Source organism: Methylobacterium sp. WL9, assembly GCF_008040035.1.
Lineage (GTDB): Bacteria > Pseudomonadota > Alphaproteobacteria > Rhizobiales > Beijerinckiaceae > Methylobacterium > Methylobacterium thuringiense.
Genome location: NZ_VRVE01000195.1, coordinates 1 through 938 on the forward strand (window position 1 = coordinate 1; position 938 = coordinate 938).

At 71.7% G+C, this 938-nt stretch carries 1 protein-coding gene and 1 pseudogene; both read left to right on the top strand.

Annotation, left to right across the window (positions count from 1 at the left end; genetic code table 11):
• Nucleotides 1-219, top strand: a pseudogene (locus tag FV217_RS22445) (VWA domain-containing protein); the annotation flags it as partial.
• Nucleotides 219-938: tetratricopeptide repeat protein (locus tag FV217_RS22450; protein WP_147821851.1), on the top strand; the 720-nt coding region annotated here is incomplete at its 3' end. The pseudogene FV217_RS22445 and the gene FV217_RS22450, both read left to right, overlap by 1 nt.

The following is a 938-nucleotide window of genomic DNA, read 5'->3' on the forward strand; positions in this document are numbered from 1 at the left end:
CGCCCCGACCGCGCCGCCCTCGACCGGCTCGCCTCCGACGGCGGCGGACGGGTCGCAGACGTCGATTCCGCCGAGCCGGTGCTCGACCGTGTCGGGGCCAGCACGGCCCAGCACCTCGCTGCCGGCGGCTACAGCGTGTTGGCCTTCCAGGATCTTGGGCGCTGGCTGCTGCTGCTGGCGCTGCTGCCGGCGCTGATTCTTTTCAGGCGGAGCGCGTGATGGCCGCAGCCCCGGACCACAGGCAGTTTTTGGCGGCCCTGCCGTTTCGCGCTGCGGCATTTCCGCGCCGCTGGCGACTCTACGCCCGGCTCGTCGGGCTCGGACTGGCCGGCGCCGGCACCCTGGCCCTCGCGCTGGTCTCGGAGCCACGCACCGGGCTCGGGCGGTTGTTCATGGCGAGCGGCCTGCCGAACATCGCGGCGGACATCATGTCCAACCCTGACTGGCATGCCGCAGCCCTCTACGAGGCCGGCCGCTACGCCGAGGCGATCCCGATCTTTCGCGCCCAAGGGCGCCGCGGTGCCTACAATCTCGGCAATGCGCTGGCCCGGTCCGGGGACCTGAAGGGTGCGGTCGACGCCTACGACGACGCCCTTGCCTTCAACCCGCGCGACGCCGACGCCCAGGCCAACCGCTCGCTGATCGCAAAGCTGATTCAGGAGGATATCGACCGCGGCAACGGCGGCGGCATCGCCAACGCCTCGGCTCAGTACGGCGCCCGCTTCAACAAGACGACGAACCAGGACAAGGACGACGACATCAAGGCCACCTCCAGCGGCGAAGGTCTCGCCGGCAACAAGGAGGCCGGATCGAGCGCCTCGATCCCTGGCAACAGCCCCGTCGCCCGCCGCGGCAAGTCCGAGCAGCTCACCCTCGATTCCGGCAAGGGCCAGGCCCGCGGCTCCGCCAGCGACGCCGCCGGCCGCGGCCGCCAGGGC